This is a genomic window from Streptomyces sp. JN8 (genome assembly GCF_055808075.1).
Map to the genome: position 1 here is coordinate 8,032,208 of NZ_CM147852.1, position 16,433 is coordinate 8,048,640.

General features: G+C 70.9%; 21 protein-coding genes. 9 read left to right on the forward strand and 12 right to left on the reverse strand.

Going from position 1 to position 16,433, the window contains the following annotated elements; translation table 11 throughout:
• Positions 1-279 precede the first annotated feature (279 nt).
• From ACY0MR_RS35215 to ACY0MR_RS35240, 6 genes are all read right to left on the reverse strand, one after another.
• The gene (locus ACY0MR_RS35215; protein ID WP_451059122.1) at positions 280-591 is read right to left on the reverse strand and encodes a hypothetical protein; all 312 of its coding nucleotides are present in this window, start codon (positions 589-591) and stop codon (positions 280-282) included.
• 72 nt (positions 592-663) lie between these two features.
• On the reverse strand, positions 664-1,770 hold the full coding sequence (locus ACY0MR_RS35220; RefSeq protein ID WP_473557668.1) for a PI-PLC domain-containing protein: 1,107 nt from the start codon (positions 1,768-1,770) through the stop codon (positions 664-666).
• Positions 1,771-2,113: 343 nt separating this feature from the next.
• The gene (locus ACY0MR_RS35225; protein WP_388804012.1) at positions 2,114-2,857 is read right to left on the reverse strand and encodes a methyltransferase domain-containing protein; all 744 of its coding nucleotides are present in this window, start codon (positions 2,855-2,857) and stop codon (positions 2,114-2,116) included.
• A 584-nt stretch (positions 2,858-3,441) separates the two neighbouring features.
• On the reverse strand, positions 3,442-3,840 hold the full coding sequence (locus tag ACY0MR_RS35230) for a hypothetical protein (protein ID WP_473557671.1): 399 nt from the start codon (positions 3,838-3,840) through the stop codon (positions 3,442-3,444).
• A 147-nt stretch (positions 3,841-3,987) separates the two neighbouring features.
• On the reverse strand, positions 3,988-4,515 hold the full coding sequence (locus ACY0MR_RS35235; RefSeq protein WP_473557673.1) for a hypothetical protein: 528 nt from the start codon (positions 4,513-4,515) through the stop codon (positions 3,988-3,990).
• 217 nt (positions 4,516-4,732) lie between these two features.
• Complete coding sequence (locus tag ACY0MR_RS35240) at positions 4,733-5,170, reverse strand: hypothetical protein (RefSeq protein WP_473557675.1); 438 nt, start codon at positions 5,168-5,170, stop codon at positions 4,733-4,735.
• A 401-nt stretch (positions 5,171-5,571) separates the two neighbouring features.
• On the opposite strand from ACY0MR_RS35240, the gene ACY0MR_RS35245 reads away from it, so the two are divergent.
• The 3 genes from ACY0MR_RS35245 to ACY0MR_RS35255 are packed head-to-tail and all read left to right on the forward strand — an operon-like array spanning position 5,572 to position 7,972.
• On the forward strand, positions 5,572-6,096 hold the full coding sequence (locus tag ACY0MR_RS35245; RefSeq protein ID WP_388804000.1) for a hypothetical protein: 525 nt from the start codon (positions 5,572-5,574) through the stop codon (positions 6,094-6,096).
• A gap of 2 nt (positions 6,097-6,098) precedes the next feature.
• Positions 6,099-7,310 carry a sensor histidine kinase gene (locus ACY0MR_RS35250; RefSeq protein ID WP_473557678.1) on the forward strand — a complete coding sequence of 404 codons (1,212 nt, stop codon included), beginning with the start codon at positions 6,099-6,101 and terminating at the stop codon, positions 7,308-7,310.
• The gene (locus ACY0MR_RS35255) at positions 7,307-7,972 is read left to right on the forward strand and encodes a response regulator transcription factor (protein WP_473557680.1); all 666 of its coding nucleotides are present in this window, start codon (positions 7,307-7,309) and stop codon (positions 7,970-7,972) included. Before ACY0MR_RS35250 ends, ACY0MR_RS35255 begins: the two co-directional genes overlap by 4 nt.
• Positions 7,973-8,177: 205 nt before the next feature.
• Here the strand turns inward: ACY0MR_RS35255 and ACY0MR_RS35260 are convergent, their stop codons facing one another.
• Entirely contained in the window at positions 8,178-8,459 is a 282-nt protein-coding gene (locus ACY0MR_RS35260) for a DUF3253 domain-containing protein (protein WP_361850294.1), read from the reverse strand.
• A 72-nt stretch (positions 8,460-8,531) separates the two neighbouring features.
• A complete protein-coding gene (locus ACY0MR_RS35265) occupies positions 8,532-8,930 on the reverse strand; it encodes a hypothetical protein (protein ID WP_392867034.1) in 399 nt (132 codons plus the stop codon).
• A 212-nt stretch (positions 8,931-9,142) separates the two neighbouring features.
• On the opposite strand from ACY0MR_RS35265, the gene ACY0MR_RS35270 reads away from it, so the two are divergent.
• Entirely contained in the window at positions 9,143-9,580 is a 438-nt protein-coding gene (locus ACY0MR_RS35270; protein WP_403311413.1) for a hypothetical protein, read from the forward strand.
• A 166-nt stretch (positions 9,581-9,746) separates the two neighbouring features.
• Here the strand turns inward: ACY0MR_RS35270 and ACY0MR_RS35275 are convergent, their stop codons facing one another.
• A complete protein-coding gene (locus tag ACY0MR_RS35275; protein ID WP_473557684.1) occupies positions 9,747-10,100 on the reverse strand; it encodes a hypothetical protein in 354 nt (117 codons plus the stop codon).
• Between the two features lie 233 nt (positions 10,101-10,333).
• Between ACY0MR_RS35275 and ACY0MR_RS35280 the strand changes: the two genes are divergently transcribed.
• Positions 10,334-10,984 (forward strand): hypothetical protein, encoded by a 651-nt coding sequence (locus ACY0MR_RS35280; protein ID WP_404086346.1) that lies wholly within the window; start codon positions 10,334-10,336, stop codon positions 10,982-10,984.
• Between the two features lie 163 nt (positions 10,985-11,147).
• On the opposite strand, the gene ACY0MR_RS35285 is transcribed toward ACY0MR_RS35280, so the two are convergent.
• On the reverse strand, positions 11,148-12,374 hold the full coding sequence (locus ACY0MR_RS35285; protein ID WP_473557686.1) for a serine hydrolase domain-containing protein: 1,227 nt from the start codon (positions 12,372-12,374) through the stop codon (positions 11,148-11,150).
• Positions 12,375-12,596: 222 nt separating this feature from the next.
• On the opposite strand from ACY0MR_RS35285, the gene ACY0MR_RS35290 reads away from it, so the two are divergent.
• The gene (locus ACY0MR_RS35290; protein ID WP_473557688.1) at positions 12,597-13,370 is read left to right on the forward strand and encodes a MerR family transcriptional regulator; all 774 of its coding nucleotides are present in this window, start codon (positions 12,597-12,599) and stop codon (positions 13,368-13,370) included.
• Between the two features lie 43 nt (positions 13,371-13,413).
• Here the strand turns inward: ACY0MR_RS35290 and ACY0MR_RS35295 are convergent, their stop codons facing one another.
• On the reverse strand, positions 13,414-13,992 hold the full coding sequence (locus ACY0MR_RS35295; RefSeq protein ID WP_473557691.1) for a TetR/AcrR family transcriptional regulator: 579 nt from the start codon (positions 13,990-13,992) through the stop codon (positions 13,414-13,416).
• A gap of 94 nt (positions 13,993-14,086) precedes the next feature.
• Here ACY0MR_RS35295 and ACY0MR_RS35300 point away from each other — a divergent pair, with 94 nt between their 5' ends.
• Together ACY0MR_RS35300 and ACY0MR_RS35305 are read left to right on the forward strand one after the other, a co-directional pair.
• The gene (locus ACY0MR_RS35300; RefSeq protein WP_473557692.1) at positions 14,087-14,533 is read left to right on the forward strand and encodes an anthrone oxygenase family protein; all 447 of its coding nucleotides are present in this window, start codon (positions 14,087-14,089) and stop codon (positions 14,531-14,533) included.
• A 111-nt stretch (positions 14,534-14,644) separates the two neighbouring features.
• Positions 14,645-15,085: a DUF4267 domain-containing protein gene (locus ACY0MR_RS35305; protein ID WP_403311431.1), complete on the forward strand. Its 441-nt coding sequence runs from the start codon at positions 14,645-14,647 to the stop codon at positions 15,083-15,085.
• A 99-nt stretch (positions 15,086-15,184) separates the two neighbouring features.
• On the opposite strand, the gene ACY0MR_RS35310 is transcribed toward ACY0MR_RS35305, so the two are convergent.
• Positions 15,185-15,589: a type II toxin-antitoxin system PemK/MazF family toxin gene (locus tag ACY0MR_RS35310; protein WP_473557695.1), complete on the reverse strand. Its 405-nt coding sequence runs from the start codon at positions 15,587-15,589 to the stop codon at positions 15,185-15,187.
• Positions 15,590-15,730: 141 nt separating this feature from the next.
• Between ACY0MR_RS35310 and ACY0MR_RS35315 the strand changes: the two genes are divergently transcribed.
• Entirely contained in the window at positions 15,731-16,312 is a 582-nt protein-coding gene (locus tag ACY0MR_RS35315; protein WP_473557697.1) for a hypothetical protein, read from the forward strand.
• The last annotated feature ends 121 nt before the right edge of the window (positions 16,313-16,433 follow it).

The following is a 16,433-nucleotide window of genomic DNA, read 5'->3' on the forward strand; positions in this document are numbered from 1 at the left end:
GGGGTGCGCCGAACGTCTCCGCGTGTCCCTGCGGGGTGTCCGGGTGCCGTACGGATCCGGCGGCAGCCCGTCGTGCCTGCGGGCGGGCCCCGATGACGCCGAGGGGGAATGGGCGTCACGGGGCGGGCCCGCTCCGGAAGGCCCACCCCCACGGTGCGCACTTCCGATACTCCACCGTCTGACCCGGCTCCTCGCGCTCAAACGCCTCTTTCTCCGGGCGTTCCGAGAATCCGGGTCGGCGACCCTTCGGGACGCCCGCCCGGCGCCGCCGCCCGACCCTCAACGAGGCCGGTTCGGCGGCGGGGTGACGCCGGCCGGCAGGACGGTCTCGAAGCCGTCCGGCCATTCGTCCTCGTCGAGCACGTGGTCGTCGACGACGAAGCACTCGGGCTCGTCGGCGAACCCAGGGAGGAGGCGCGCCCGGCGCATCCGCTCCTCGGCCTTGGCGCGCGAGGAGTAGACGCCGAGCAGCTTGGCGTCGTCGCCCTCCTCCTCGTCGAGGAAGACGTCCTCGCCGTCGGTGTGCAGGGTGGTCCGATCAGGTCCGGCTTCGTTCCGGTGTCCGATGTGCCACAGCAGGGAGACGATCATCGAAGCAGGCTACCCGCGTGTACGGCCGGGCCGGTCGCCGCCCGGCGTGACGGCGGCCGGCGAGAGACCGCGTCAGTTCCGGGCGTTGAGCTCCGCGACGATGCCGGCGGGTGTGTGACCGCTCGTGTCCGAGATGCGGTGGAAGTCGACCGAGACGAAGTTGGGGTCCCGGTTGCCCGCGGCCGGGCGGCACTGCTGGTTGATGCGGTCGCGGAGTTTGGACCCGTTGTCGAGCGCCGAGTTGATGACCGTGGGCACGTTGCGGTGATGGCTCATCGTGAAGAGCCGGCGGAATCCGGGTTCCTGGCGGTCCAGGGGCACGTCGGACCAGCGGGTGACGCAGGAGACGTCGTTGCCGAGGTCGCCCAGGCTCCAGTAGTTGCTGACGGTCCAGTTCTTGTCGTACATCACGCCGAGGTGCTCACGGTCGCCCTCGTCGCTGAAGAGGAGCAGACGCTTGCCGGAGCCGATGAGCTCGGTCATCCTCGGCCACCCCTGCCCGCGGACGTTCCAGGCGTCGGGCCGGAACAGCAACTGGTCGAGGCCGCGTACGCGGCTCATGGAGTTGCCCAGCTGCTGCGCGGACACGTAGTCCTCCAGGAAGACGCTCACGACCTCCTGGGGGTGGGTGTTGAGGAAGTCGACGACGGTCTGCAGGGCGCTGTGGAAGGACTGGCGCGGGAGCGCGTAGGTGACCCCGGCGAAGGTCTTGCACTCGCCGTGGCAGAGATACACGTCGCTCGGGTAGCAGTCGCTCCCGAAGCTGATGACGCACAGCCACGTGCTGCGCTCGTACCAGTGCGTGTCCAGGCTCAGCCCGCGCACCCCGTTGTCGAGCTGGTGACGGAGCGACTCGGACTGGGAGACCGAACTCCAGCGCGAGTCCTCGTAGTTGGTGAAGGCGTTGTGCGTGGAGAGGAAGGTCGCCTCGTCGAGTCGACGGTCTCCCCACCGCGCCTCTGCCTGGGCCGCCGCCGTGCCGCTCGACTGCGGCGCGGGCGCGAGCGCCCGGGCGGGTGCGGGTGGGGGCGTGGCACTGGCGAGCGTCGGGGCGGCGAGGAGGCCCAGTACGAGCAGCAGCAGGAAGGAGAACCGCAGCGCCCTCCGTGAACCGGCGGCCCCGGACGCGCCCGATGCGAACCGTGGCCCCGCGCCGCCGCGGACGTCTCTGTTTGGCATGTTCATGGTTGGCATGGAGTGGAGCGTAGCGTGCCTTCGCGTGATTCGAACCCATCGGTAACGTATGGATCGTCGTGGCCGGATATGCATGCTCTGTCTCGCCGCCGGGACCCCGAATCGGGCGGCTCCGCAGGTCTGTTCCGGCTCCCCGATCCCACTCGAACGGCTGAGGCTGCGGTGACCGGCTACTGAACCACCGTTCAGTCACTCCGTGTCTACCGTCCCGCGCGGTCGTGGCGCAAGACCCCGTACACGTCCGCCGCCCGCCAGATCCCGGGCGTGGAACGCGGCGGACGGCGGAGGCGGACGGTGAATGACGGATGGCAGATGGCGGCGCGTTGGGTCAGGACGCCTTGCTGAAGACGAGGACCTCGGTCGAGGCGAAGCCCAGCGGTGCTGTGAAGCTCGCCTCCAGACCGCAGCCGAGGTGACGGAAGAGGTCCACGCACGCCTGGCGCGGCAGGGCGGCGGGGTAGGAGTCGTGTCCCGGGCCGCCCTTGGCGGCCCAGTCCCGTACCGTCGCCGGGTCGAGGCAGGTCTCCGTCATGGCGTCGAAGACGATCCGGCCGCCCGGGCGCGTGACGCGCGCCATCTCGAAGAAGTAGCGGGCGGCGACGAGGAACGTGACCGTGTTGAAGACCTTGTGCGCCTGGACGAGGTCGACGCTGTCGTCGGGCGTCGAGGCGAGGTCGCCCGCCCCGGTCGGCTGGGCGACCACGTCGAAGGTCTCCACGAGGTAGTCGGCCCAGGGCTTCGCGGTCTCGTAGATCTCGTAACGGTCCGGCGCGCACTCCTTGAGCGTCTTCTCCAGGTACCGGCCGGAGCCGGGTCCGATCTCCAGCACGGTCCTCGGTCCGGAGGCGAAGACCCCGAGAGCGCGCAGTTCGTCGATCGTGGACTGGGTGGCCCCCGGAGTCCCGTTCATGACCTCGTCCAGGTAGTCCCCGACGGACAGCCCCGCCGAACGGGCGGCCCGCATCGTGGCCTCGAAGGGCAGGAAGTCATCGACTCCGCCCCGGTTGTTGGTGCTGCGCACGATGTCGAATCCGGTGCGCCCCAGGAGCCGCTTGAGTCCCGACTTCAGCACTTCTCTGCCCTTCTTACTGCGTAGATCTTGTACGTGGTCGCGAGGGAGCGGCATCCGCGTCCGAGGCTCGCCTCGGTCGAGACGCCGGGGACGAGGGGCGGGGAAGGGACGTCGACGGGGAGGGGAGCGGCACTGCGCGGGAGGGCGGCCGGGGCCAGGGCAGCGGCGAGGCGCGACGCGGTCAAGGTCAGGAACCATTGGTGCGGTCCTGCGGCGAGGGGAGCCCCGGTCGGGGCGAGGGCGGAGGAACGATCGGTGGGAGTGCCCGCGGAGTGCCGGCACGCCCAGGGGTGTTCATCGGATATGCGGGAGATCGGCATGGCTGGACCATCATCGCGGACGCATGCCCCGCCTCGTGGAGGAATGCCCCATCTCGTACGAGGTGGGGTCGGGCCGGCCATCGTCCCTCCGTCGGTGCGCCGGGCGGAGGGACGAGCTTGGCACCGGGGGTCAGGCAGCCGGCAGTGCGGGGGAGGGGGACGGTGGCCGGCGGAGCAGGCGCGACCCCGCACGGCGATCATGAGGGGAGGCCGGGAGGCGAATCGTCGGCCGATGACACCGCGGCCGCGCGCCCCCGGCGACGGCTAACGCGCGGGACCGGAAGGGGTTCCGGCACGCCGCGAGCGGTCCCGCAGACGCACGACGAACGGCAAGGCGGCTCCGATCAGCGCCATGACGGCGGCAGCGACCCAGTGCCGCGTCTCCTGGCTCAGCAGCAGGCACGAGACGGCCCCGAACCAGGCACCTGCGGCCGGAATCAGCGCAGCGTGCCGCTCGGCGGTGGTGTCGGTGAGCGAGGCCACGCAGAAGTAGCCGACCATGAACCCGCCGAACAGGCCGACGGAGTACCACTCTCCGCCGTCCGGGAGGGTGTAGCCCTTGCGGGTCCGTTCCAGCCCGAGGTCGACGGCCCCGGCAACCGCCCAGAAGAACGCGCTGGAAGCCACCACGCCGAGAGCGACACGCCACCCCGTATTCGTCATGGCGGGATCGTACGAGCGACGACTGACGCGCCGCCAGGACGTCCCCCCCGCCTCTTCCCCCGTGCACACAGGCCCGTGGCGTCGAGCGGCCCGCTCACGCGCCCGTACGGAGGCCCGGTGTGCGGCCTCCCGGCGATCGAGGCCCCGTCAGGAGCGCCGACGTCCGCTGGGCGAACTCCGGGGAGCCGGGGTTCCCGGCGTGCCCGGCACGCGTCCGGCCCGCGCGGAGAGACGCTCGCGAGAGGCCAGCGCGATTCCCCCGAGCAACGCGGTACCGGCCGCCGACGCCGCGGCCGTGACCCGAACCCTCTGCGGCACGTCCTCCACGTCCCTCCGCTCGCCGTCGCCCATGACGCACACCGTGCGCAGGCTGCGGAAGTCGACCTCGTAGTCCACCGCCCCCCGCAGTTTGGCCCGGCACGGGTGGTTGGAAGGGAACGGAGCCGAGTCCGCGCCGCCGTCCTGCGCCACGGACACGGTCGACATCAGGACCAGAGCCCCCATCGCGTACGACGCCACGGCCACGGCACCGCTTGCCAGCGCGCAGCCGGCGAGCGCGCGCCACCATCCGGGCCACCGCCTGCTCTTCGTGAAGGCGATCCTGACGGACTGGGCCAGGAGGAAGACGACGGATGCAAGGGCGGCCAGAAAGACCACCGGCAAGAAGAAGATCATGGTGCTGCCCTTCCTCGTGCTCAGCCGCGCACGGCCTCTCGGCCGCCGCCGAACCGAACGTGACGCCAGACCGGGACGTGCGACGCGTCCACCACGTGAACAGGAGTACGACCGTCTCCGTGATCGACATGCGCGAGGGCCTGTTCGGTTCCCGCCTGCGCTGCGCCCGGACATTCCTGCCCCGATGCCGGGCCGTGCGGCGCGTCACGGAAGGTTGTCAGCGTGCCGGGAGCACGTCGGTGATGCTCGTAGCGGGGCGGCCCAGCATGCCTGTCAGGGTTCGTCGCCGGCGTCCTGTCAGCGGGGTGGTGAAGACCACCGCGGCGGCGTCGGTCTCCTCGCACCGCCGCGCGACCTCGCGAACCTTCCCGTAGGACAGCAGGGTTCTGGAGGAGTAGGGCGGCCCCATCTTCCCGGCCCCGCCGGCCGAGACGCCGCGGCGTTGCACGATCCGCGCCACGACCTGGGCGCCGTGTGCCGCCAACGCCGTGGCCGCCGAGGCCATCACCGTCCCGAAGTCCTTCTGTTTCGCCGAGAAGTACCCCACCAGGACCACGTCCGCACCCGCGGCAGGGATACGGAACGTCAGGCCCTGAGCCGGCGCCGCGGGCGCGCGGTGGGCCAGGCGTCGATCGTCCCGTCGAGGCTTGTGCATGGGCCGCAGGGTAGGGCGCGGACCGCCGGCAGCGACACCGGGATTCCCTCCGACCGATTCCGGGGCGCCTGGCCAAACCCCCACAGGGAACGCGCAGAGAGCGGTCGGTGTCGTCGCCGTACTCTTGCCGGAGACGAGCAACACCGTCGACGCGTATGTGTCAGGTGCGGGGCCGCCCTGTCGCGACCCGGGCGTAGCGAGCGGGTCGCCGCCCCGGGGCGATCCGTCCGATGACGCCTGACGACCGCCGTACGTGCGGCGGTCGTCACGCTCCGTGATGCTCGGTGATTCCGTGATTCCGTGATTCCGTGATCCCGTCGGTGTCTCTCCACCCTGGTTCCACCCAGGGTTCCACCCCTGGGTGCAGGTGCTGCGAGCTGCGGCGCAGCAGTCTGGAGGGCATGACAGCAACCGAGTGGATCACCGACGCAGCACTCATCCTGGTCGTCTTCCGGCAGCTGCGGGAGGGCCGTCTGGACCGCAAGACGTTCCTGCTCCCGCTGGCCATCGTCGCCTTCGTGGCGTACTCCTACCTGGACACCGTCCCCACCGGAGGCAACGACCTCGTCCTCATCGCCGCACTGATGGCGATCGGTGCCGTCCTCGGCATCGCCGGCGGTGTGTACACCCGCATCCGGGCCCTCGACGGACAGCTCCTGATCAAGGCCGGTGCCGTGTCGGCGATCCTGTGGGTCGTCGGCATGGGGGCCAGGATGGGCTTCCAGGTGTGGGTCGAGCACGCCGGCGGGGCCGACGACGTCGCCCGCTTCAGCCTCACGCACCACATCACCGGGCAGCAGGCATGGGTGGCGGCCTTCGTCCTGATGGCGCTCACCGAGGTGGTGACCCGGGTGGCCACCATCTATGTGCGCAGCAGGACGCACAAGGCGGTCCGCCCCGTCGCCGTTCTCGATCGAGCGGCCTGAACGTGCAGTATGTTCGGCTCGTGCCCGCAGACCACAACGCCCCGCCTCCCAGGTCGGACCTCGGCCCGGCGGCGGGTGCGCGTCGCGTTCCCGGACAGGACCCCCGGGTGCAGTGGGTCGCGAGCCTCGCGGTGGTCGTCGTGGGGGCGGTGACGATCCGCCCCATGGGATTCACCGGCCAGGGCCTGGCCGTGGCCGTGCTCTTCGTGGTGAACGCCGCCGCTCTGCTGGCCAGGCGACTGCCGGAGCACAGGGTCTCCCCGCGTCTGGTCCTGGTCTGGCTCACCGTCGGCGTCGTCGCGGCAGCCGCTCTGATCGGGGTCAGCAGCAGCGGTACGGGCTACCTCTTCGCGTTCTTCCTCTCTGGTCACATCGGCTACCGGCTGGGGACCAGGCCGGCCCTCGCGCTCGCCGGACTGTGCAGTCTGCTGTGCGGCGCGGTCCTGTTCTTCCGCCTCGGGCCGGGGTACGAAGCCCTGCCGTGGGTGTTCGGGCTCCTCACGGGTCTGCCGGTCGTGATGGGCATCCTCAACCGCACACAGCGTCAGGCGGTACGGGCGGCCATCGAGGCCGCGGAGGCGGCCGAGCGCGTGGCCCGGGCCGAGGCCCGCACGGCCGTGCTCAGCGAACGCAGCCGGATCGCCCGCGACGTGCACGACGTGCTGGCGCACTCGCTCGCGGGGATCAACATGCAGCTGGAACTGGCGGACGCGCTGATCGACACCGGTGACCTGGACAAGGTCCGTGAGGCGCACGACAAGGCGCACGGACTGGTCAAGGACAGCCTGCGGCAGGCGCAGTGGACCGTGCACGCGCTGCGCGAGGACGCCCTGCCCCTGCGGGAGACCTTGACCGCGATGCTGGAGTCCTCGGGCCACCACGACGCCCTCACCGTGAACGGTACGGTGCGCGACGTGCCGGCCCGGGTGACCCAGGACCTCCTGCGGATCGCGCAGGAGGCCCTCACCAACGCGGCCCGGCACGCTCCCGGCGGCGAGGTCCGGGCCGAGCTGACGTACACCGCGGAGGCCGTCGTGATGCGTGTACGCAACGGGCCGGCGACGCGCGAGGCGAGCGCCGGCGTGGGCAGCGGAATGGGCCTGATCGGAATGCGCGAACGGGTCGCGCTCCTGAACGGAATGCTCACAGCGGGCCCGATCACCGAGGGACCGCACCGCAACGGCTGGCAAGTGGAGGCAGTGATCCCGGCATGAGTGACGACACGGATCGGCAGCGGTTGAGGGTGGTCGTGGCCGACGACCAGGCGGCCGTCCGCGAGCCGCTCGCGGCGGTACTCGCCCTGGCCGAGGACATCGACGTCGTGGCAGCGGCGTCGAACGGCCGCGAGGTCCTCCAGGCGGTCGCGGCCGGGCCGGTGGACGTGGTGCTGATGGACCTGAGGATGCCCGTGATGGACGGGATCGAGGCCACGCGGCTGCTGGCCGAGCAGCACCCGGACGTCGCGGTGGTCGTGCTCACCACCTTCGCCGACGACGACTCCATCCTGGGCGCGCTGAGCGCGGGAGCCCGCGGATACCTGACGAAGAACGCCGGACGCCGCGACATCACGCGGGCGATCCGAGCCGCCGCGGCCGGTCAGTCCGTCCTGGACCGCGAGGTCCAGGACCGCCTGCTCGCCACGGCACGGGCCAAGGCCCCCACGCCGACGAAACGGGACCTGCCGGACGACCTCACCCCGAGGGAACGCGAGGTACTCGCGCTGATCGGCCTCGGCCTGTCGAACCGGGGCATCGCCGAGAAGCTGTTCATCAGCGAGGCCACGGTCAAGACCCACATCAACAACCTCTTCGCCAAGGCGGGCCTCCGAGACCGCCCGGACGCGGTCCGCCTGGCCATCGAGGCGGACCTCGCCTGAGGCGCGCTGACCGGCCAGTCCTCGGAAAGAACGCTCTACGGGACCGCGATGCCTCCTCGTAGAAGCACGCGGCCCTCAGCATGTCGGCGGTCAAGCTCCAGCCGGGCTGCTCGGGAGCCCGCCCTCCACGCGACGCATAGTGAGCCGGCTCCAGGCGCGGCGGGCGGCCTAGGGCGGTGGGACGTGTGAACCAGCGCCACCGGTGTTAGTTCGAGTGGCGTGCGCGGCGGATGCGCAGAGGCCCCCGTGCCTCGTTCTCCGCGACGGGCCGTCCGCCCTGGGTCACCTCGACCTCACCGGCCGCCACCAGGCGCCAGGCCGCCTGGCGGGCCGGTTCCATCAGATCCCGCCAGCCGTCGTCGTCGCCGTCGTAGACCTCGCGTGCCACGTCGGACGGACAGATCGAGGCCGTCTCGGCGCGGCGCTCGAGCAGGTGCCTGGTGGCCGTCTCCAACCGCCGGGCGAGCTGCCGGTCCGACTGCGTCATGCCTTCAGTGTGGCACCGCGGGACCGGCGACGCCCGCACGGCCGCGGCCCCCGCCTGTTTCCGGGGCCGACGTCACGTCGACGGTCCTGCCTCCGGCATGACCACGACCTGGTACGCGTCCTCGTAGATGACACGGCCGGGGTTCGTGGTCTCCAGGCGCCGGCAGTCCACTCCGTGTGCCGCGAGGAGCTCCAGGTACCCGTCCACCCGACCCACGAGCTCGACGGCGGACGACTTGAACCAGGCGACGGCTCCGGGGTTCACGGCGGGGTCGTACACGCGAGCATCGACGTGACTGGGGTTGGGGTAGTTGGCGTCGTACCAGTCGTTGTTCGACCTCCAGAACCGGTACTGCTCCTCGGTCAGCCGGCCCTGCGCGGCCAGTTCGTTGGCGAGGATGAAAACTCCGGGATAGTGCCCCCGCTCATGCCGCTCGGTCCCCTGAAACCGTACGTACAGTGCTTCGCCCATGACGTTCTCCTCGTCGTACCCCGATTCCGACTCCGCAGGGGATCCTACGGAGTCCTCGACCACTCCCTCTGACATGAGTCGCCCGGCAGAGACCGCGGAATCCGCCGGCAGATCGCGGGCCCGGGATCCTGCCACCGTCGGCGACACCGGTGCAGACGGCGGGCGCGAAGTACTCGCGCGATGCTCCCGGCGCCAGTCGGTAGGGTCCGATCATGACTGCTGACTGGTACGTCCTCATCGAGGAGGACACCCGGACCACCGTGCGTGCCGACGGTTCGGAGCTCAAGCTCCATCGATGGGGTCTGACAGGCACGCACCTGATCGGCCCGGACCAGGCCGAGGCTGTCGCGGCTGCCGAGGATGCGGCGCTCCACCACGTGCCGAGCATGATCGCCAGGCATGCGCGCCGAGGGGACCAGCCCGCTCGCCACGCCCTGCTCGCTCAGGACGGTTCGTGGATCGTGCTGGTGCAGCAGCGGCACCGCGCCTGCCACATACGTGTGTCGACGGCCCGGCTCGTCCACGAACGAGAAGAGAAGGAAGCGCCGCCGAAGAGCCTGAAGGAGAAGTTCCGCAGCACCATGGAGGGCCCGGAACCGACACCCCAGCCCTGGAGCTGGCCGCCCCAGGACAAGGTCCCTCAGACCTGAGCGCCCTCGACCGTCGACCGGGTCGTCCGTCAGAACCCTTCGGCCGACCATGTGACCTGCCGGTCGCACCGCACCGAACCGGTCGCCGTCTCCGCCAGGACCCCGTGCCCGGGCGGAGACGCGGCCTCAGGTGACGGACTCGCCGTCTGGCTTCAGGCTGGTGCCGTCATCCGGGCAGCTGTGAGAGCAGGTGTACGAGCTCGTCCGAGAACTCCTTCATGTGGGGCTCGGCGCAGTACCGCACCGTGCAGACCGCCGAGAGAAACTCCACTGCCGAGCAGTCGCCGCTCGCCAGCACGCCGGCAGACATTCCCAAGGGGACGACGAAGTCCGCTTGGGCGGCATCCGAGAGCGAATCGATGACATCGGTCTCCTCCGCCAGGACCAGATCCACGATCGTCCGGAGAACTCCCCTCAGTTCGGCGATGTCCACGTTGAGGGAGAGGCCGATCATGTCCTCGTACTCGGCGAACCCGAATCTGTTCACTCGCAGGGGCTGACTCGTCACGTCGTTCCTCATCGGCTGATCGCCTGGTGAACCAGGCTCGGCTGACAGCCCGTCTCGCACGGGCCGGTCGACGTGCAGTGTGCACCGCCCGACGCGGAGTGCGCTCCTCTGACCTGGACCGGTTCAGCGACCCCCCGCGGTCTGCGGCCCCCTCGGCCGCCTCAGCTCGAATCCCAGTCGATACCTGTGCCGAATGAGTACGGCGACTCAGGCGGCCGGTGTCCCTCGGACCGCAGGGTGTGGGCATGCGATCGAATCTCCTTCCGAAGTCCCTGATCACCGCCGCGGTCGGCAGCGTCCTTCTTGTGGCCTTCGGCGCCCAGGGTGCCTCCGCCGCCGCCAAGGCCCCCGTGCCGGCCGCCAAGCCCGTCGCCTCCGCCCGCACTCCCGCCGTGTACGCCGCACCCCGTGCCGTGACCGTCCCGCCGAGGATCTCCGAGGCCGAGGCACGCTTCCTGGAGTTCGCCGATCTGATCGCGCAGAGCTGCGAGCCCCGGGTCCTCCGTGCCGGCGGCCGTGTGGCAGCGGCACCGACTCCCGACACCACCATGCCCGTCCTGGTGGACCCCCTGCCGCTGCACCCGACGGAGCAGTGTGCCGCCCAGCGCCACCAGCCCCGGATCGGCAAGGCGTTCTCCGGGACGGAGACGGGCACGTATGCGCGCATGCGGGACCGGCTGACGCTGCTGCGGTACCCCGAAGCACGCATCCATCGCATGCCGAACTTCGGCGGCAGGCCTGTCGTGAGGCTCGACCTCCGGGTGGGGTCCGGCAATCTGGCCCTGGAGGTCACCGACATCGGAAACGGCGTCATGGTCCGGGCGTTCGGAGCACCTGAGCACGTGAGCGTGACCGAGGTCCGGCTGAAGCAGGAGGTGGACTGGCCCACCTCCTGAGATCCCCCCGCCTAACCGCCTAACCGCCTAACCGCGTAACTCCGGAGAATCTCCCGCCGCGGCCGTCGTCGTATCGCGGACACCCAGGCGGGACCCTCCGTTACGGGACCGGGGGAGCGAGCCTCCTCCGGTCCCGTACCGGCTGCCGCCGTCGGAGTCGGTCTCAGTCGACGGCCTGGTACAGCGTGGTCCAGAAGTCGCTCATGGCACGGGGCGAGTCGGCGGTGGACAGTCCGACCTGGGTGAGCAGGACTCCGGTGAGTCGGTTGACCGGATCGGCGTAGACCGTGGTGCCGGTGCCGCCGAACCAGCCGAACTGGCCGACGGGTGCGTAGTCGCCGCGATAGGTGCGCACCGACATCCCGAAGCCCCAGCCGCCGTTGGCGCCCTGACCGGACGACAGATGGGCGACGTTGCCGAACATGGTGTCGCGGGCGGCCTGCTGCTGAGGGGAGAGGCGGTTCGTGGTCATCAGCTCCACGGCCGCCCGGGACAGAATGCGCCGGCTGCCGTGCACGCCGCCGTTCAGCAGCATCCGGAAGTAGGCGTGGTAGTCGTCGGCGGTGGAGACGAGCCCGCCGCCGGCGCCCTGGAAGGCGGGAGGCGTGCTGGACCTTCCTCCTGCCGCCGCGTCCCACACGGCGAACTCGCCGGTCTGCGGGTCGGGTCCGTACAGGGGAGGGAGCCGGTCGATCTTCTCGGCGGGCACGTGGAAGGCGGTGTCCCGCATGCCCAGCGGATCGAGGACGCGTTCGCGCAGGAAGTCCTCCAACGACTGTCCCGTGACCCGGGAGACGAGGACTCCGACCACCTCGTTGCTGAGGTCGTACTGCCACCGCACGCCGGGCTGGTACTGCAGGGGCAGCTCGCCCAGACGGCGCATCCACTCGTCCGGCTCCGGCGCCGGGCCCGATGCCACGCTGTAGTCGAGACGTTCGAAGGTCGCGGCCCTGATGGGGGAGGCCATCGACTCGAAGTCCACGCCGAGGCCGAAGGTGGAGGTCAGCAGGTCCCGTACGGTGATCGGCCGGAGCGCCGGCACGGTGTCGTCCAGCGGTCCGTCGGGGCGCTTCAGGACCTGGCGGTCGGCGAGTTCGGGAAGCCAAGGATCGACCGGGTCGTCCAGTCGCAGCCGGCACTCGTCGAGCAGGACCATCGCCGCCGCCATGGTGACGGGTTTGGACGCGGACGCCATCCGGAAGATGGTGTCCCGGCGCATCGCGGGCCCGCCGTCGTGGCGCATCGTCCCGATCGCCTCGACGTGCGTCTGGTCACCGCGGCCGACCAGGGCGACAAGGCCGGGAATCTTCTTGGACTCGACGTGCCGCGCGAGTACCTCGCGCAGTCGGCGAAGCCCCGCGTCGGAGAAGCCGTTGCTGCTGGTTCCCATGATGAATCTCCTGTTCACAGTGTGCGGGCTCCCGGCGGCCTGATGGCGGCCGGGCCGCTTCCGCGGCCGTGTGAGGAGCTTCCAGCCTTGACCCAAGGTCAAGGTCAAGTCCCGCCTCTCGAACCGGCGCGCGTTATCCTCGCCCCCGTGTCCGGCTGGACTTCCCGGACGAGGCGGTTCGCGGAGCCGCGACCGCCGCTGAGCTGGAGGTGCACCGAACCGATGACAGACGGGCTCACGATCGGTCAGGCGGCGGCGTTCGTCGGCGTCACGATCAAGACCGTTCGGCACTACCACCGCCTCGGCCTGGTCGCCGAGCCGGATCGCGACGGCTCCGGCTACCGCCGTTATCGCTCGGCGGAGTTGTTCCGGCTGGTCCAGGTCCGGACGCTGGCCGCGGCGGGCGTGCCCCTGGCGAAGGTCGGGGACCTGCTCGACGCCGACCCCGCGACGTTCGCCGCGACCCTGGACGACGTCCATCGACAGCTCACCGAACGGATCGACGACCTCATCGCCCGCCGCGACAGGCTGCACCGGCTCGACCACGGCGACCGGGCCCTGCTGCCCGACCGGGCCTGCGCGGTCCTGGACCGGCTCGGCGAAGCCGACTTCGACCCCGACTACGTCGTCGGTCAACGCGAGGCCCTGGTGCTCACCGCGGCGCTGCTCCCGGAGATCTTCGACGCCTTCGTGTCCCGTCTCGAAGGTCTGCTGGACGATCCCGCGTCGGTCGAGCTGACGAAGCGCGGTTGGGATGCCAGGGACTGGGATCCGTACGATCCGCGGATCGAGGAGCTGGCCTCCGCGCTGGCCGACCGGCTGCTGGCCGATCCCGCGCTCCTGGCGGCGCCGGCCGCGCCCCAGAAGCCGGACACCGCCTCCCGGTACGGCATGGTGAACCACCACCGGGAGGGCCAGTCGCCTTCCATCGCCCGGCTGAACACCCTGGTGGAGGCGAGGCTGCGCGCGGCCGGAGTCGCCGTTCCGCGGCACTGAGGGCCGGGCGCCGGGCCCACCTCGCCGGGTGTCGGGCTGGGGGTCAGAGAACGGCGAGCCGGTCCACCAGTAGTTCCACTCTCCGTACGGCGTCCCCGGGGAGCAGCCGTCGCGTCCGGGTGAGCGTCGCCAGCCCGTGGAGGGACGCCCAGAACAACTCGGTGAACATCCCGGGGTGGACGTCCTCGCCGGCGACTTCGGCGAGTGTCTCCTGGAGGGAGGCGAAGGCGTCCTTGAGCGGCTCGGGGGTGTCCTCCCGTGCGTAGGGCAGGCCGCCGTCGAGTTGGAAGAGGGCGTCGTAGACGGCGGGATTGTCCGCGGCGTAGTCGAGATAGGCCAGGGCCAGGGCGGTGACGCGTGCGCGCGGGCCGTCTGCCTTCGCGGTCGCGGCGCGGACGGCAGCGGCCAGCTCCGAGGCGCCCTGGAGGGCGACGGCACCGATGATCTCGCGCTTGCCCTTGAAATGGCTGTAGAGGACGGGCTGGCTGTACTCGATGCGCTCGGCGAGGCGGCGGGTGGTGACGGCGTCCCAGCCCTGCTGCTCGGCGAGTTCGCGGGCCGTGACGACGATGAGCCGTTCGCGGTCTGCCCGCTCGCGCTGCTTGCGTTCCTGTACCGACATAACTTGATGCTAGCACCGCTAGACAACAGAGCGGCAGCAGTACTAGCGTTGCCTCATCAGCTAGCAACGCTAGAGACTGGGAGGGGTCGCCACCATGCTCACCGCACTCGAGGTCGCCACCGTCGTGATCACCGGCCTGATGGTCGGAGTGGAGTTCTCCGTCGCCTTCGTCATGAACCCGATCTTCAACGCACTGTCCGAGGACAGCGGCCAGCTCGGCCGCGCGCACGGCGGCCGGATGCTCGGCGCGGTCATGCCGGTCTGGTACATCGGCTCGCTGATCCTCACGGCCGCCTGGGCGGTGGCGGGCTGGGGCCAGGAGGGCACCGGCCTCGTCGTCGCCGCCGGCGCACTCCTCGTCGTCAGCGTGATCATGTCCGTCCTGCTGCTCGTCCCGATCAACAACCGGGGCAAGACCTGGACTCCCGAGAACCGGCCCGCCGACTGGAAGCAGCAGATGAAGCGCTGGGACAGCTACCACTACGCCCGCGTCGCCGTCATCATCGCCGCCTTCACCCTCCTCGCCGTCGCCCGCGCCTGACCGCAGGCCGCACCGTCACGCTCCAGGGCGCCCCCGTCGCCATGACGCGGACGCCCGGCCCGCACCATCCCGGATCCATCCAGCTCGACGAGACTCGCAGGGAGAGCAACGATGTCGCTGAAGAAGATCAACACCATCCTGGCCGCGGCCTTCATCCTCTTCATCCTCTGGTTCGGGACGGAGTTCATCCTGCGCCCGGAGACGACGGCGCCGGGCTTCGGCCTGCCGAGCTGGCCGTCCGGTGACGGCGGCGGCTTCCTGGTCGTCAAGGGAATCAGAGACGTGGTGATGGCCCTGGTCCTGGGCGTCCTGCTGGTGACCGGTCACCGCCGGGCCCTGGGCTGGGCCGTACTGGTGGAATCCCTCGCCGCGTACGGGGACATGGGCACCGTGCTGGCCCACCACGGCTCGACGGCGACCGCCCTCGGCATCCACGGCCTGACCGCGACCCTCATGGTCGTGAGCGGCCTGCTGCTCCTGCGGGAGACCCGTACCTCCACCTCCGCGGCGACGGCGGGAAGCACCGGGTCGAAGGCCGCGGTACCCGCGTGACAGCCGCCGCCCCGCGGTTCGTCGGGAGTCGCGGGAGTCGGGCGCGGAGCGGGCGGCAGCCAGTGAGGTCCCCCCCGGTGGGGACCTCACGTCCCGCGCCTACCCGAGCGCACCGCGACGGAGCGCATCCCTCATCTCGCCGAGCTTCGCGGTCGTGGCCGGAGTCGGCTCCTGCGCTTGCGCGGCGAGTCGGAGGGCGCCGTCGATCTCACCGAGCTTCACGGGGGACAGGACGGCCGCCCGCTCGATCAGGTCGTCCCGGGACACCGTGGTCAGCCACGTGCACGGAGTGAGGCCAGGACGCGGGAACGCAAGCCGCAGCACGCCTTCGAACGGCAGTCCTGCATCGGCGCCGACCGCGACTTCGATGCCCAGACCGCCGATGTCGACGCCCGCCGGAGCGACGACCTGCATCACCTGGATCCCGGTCGTCTCGTCTCCCGACAGCAGGACGACCAGCCTCCGTTCGTCGTACTGAACCCACCAGACCTCGCCACGTCGCACACGTCCTCCAGACACGGTTCCCACGAAGCTCCAAGGGGCGGACAAACGGGCCGGCGGCGCGCCGCGGCGGGAACTCGGGCGATCGGCCTCGGCGGATCGGGGGGGCACTGTCAGGATGGTAGCGAGCGCAAGGAGGCTGTCGTGACCGACCCGATGCCCATGGGGGACAACGGCCCCACCTTGCCGCCGACCCACCCTCCGCGCACCCCGCCCCCGCAGAAGAAGCCCGTCGCACCTCCCCGGCCGCAACCGTCGACGAAGCCCGTCACCACCTCCCTGCCACTCCCCGGACCGGGGCAGGCCCGCCTTGAGGCCCGTCGCCCCCGGCTGACCATCAGGGATCGGCGCGCCGCGAACTGGGCGCTCACCGGGTACCCGTGGGTCGCGGCGCAGGCCGTCGGCAAGATCACCGAGACCGTACGAGGCTGGGAATACGTCCATCCCGACGACGACGCCCTCGCCAAGGCCGTGCGGCTTCTCGTCGGCGCGGCCGCTGCCGACGACGGTCGGAGTATCAGCGTTCACCTCGCGGACCAGGACGACCTGCTCCTCATCGCCGTGCTCAGCCACGGCAGTTCCGAACCGGAGGAGACGATCCTCTCCGCCCTCACGGCCGTTCCCGGCACGACCAGCTGCGGCACGGACGTCTCCGAGGACGGCCGCCGGGTATGGGCGGTCCTGTCGACCGCACGCCCGCGGGCCCGGACCGCCCCGCCGGCCTGAACCCGCCCCGGCCGTACGGAAGACGGATCGCGGGCAGCCGGGGGCGCGGGCCGTTCACCCGCGCAGAAGCACCGACAAGGGCGGCCGCCCACAGCCGGCCCAGCACCCCGCTGACGCAAGG